The organism is Bradyrhizobium sp. 25ACV, from assembly GCF_054863005.1.
In genome coordinates this window covers 1-274 of sequence record NZ_JAVAYO010000087.1, presented here as the reverse complement: position 1 = coordinate 274, position 274 = coordinate 1, and the positions used below count along the sequence as shown (strand labels likewise).

The following is a 274-nucleotide window of genomic DNA, read 5'->3' as shown; positions in this document are numbered from 1 at the left end:
ATAGTATTACCGGTACCAAAATTTTCATTACTGGTGGTGACCACGACCTGGCTGAGAACATTATTCACCTGGTATTGGCAAAAACACCGGATGCACCTGCGGGCTCTCGTGGTATTTCCCTGTTCATCGTGCCTAAATTCTTGGTGAATGAAGATGGTTCAATAGGCGAACGTAATCCGGTAGGTCCAGGTTCGATTGAACACAAAATGGGGATCAAAGCATCTGCCACTTGTGTAATGAACTTCGACGGTGCCAAAGGTTACCTGGTAGGTAA

The 274-nt window shown here is 46.0% G+C and carries 1 pseudogene; it reads left to right on the top strand.

The features are described 5' to 3' along the window. A pseudogene (locus RAD04_RS38685) lies at nucleotides 1-274 on the top strand (acyl-CoA dehydrogenase); the annotation flags it as partial.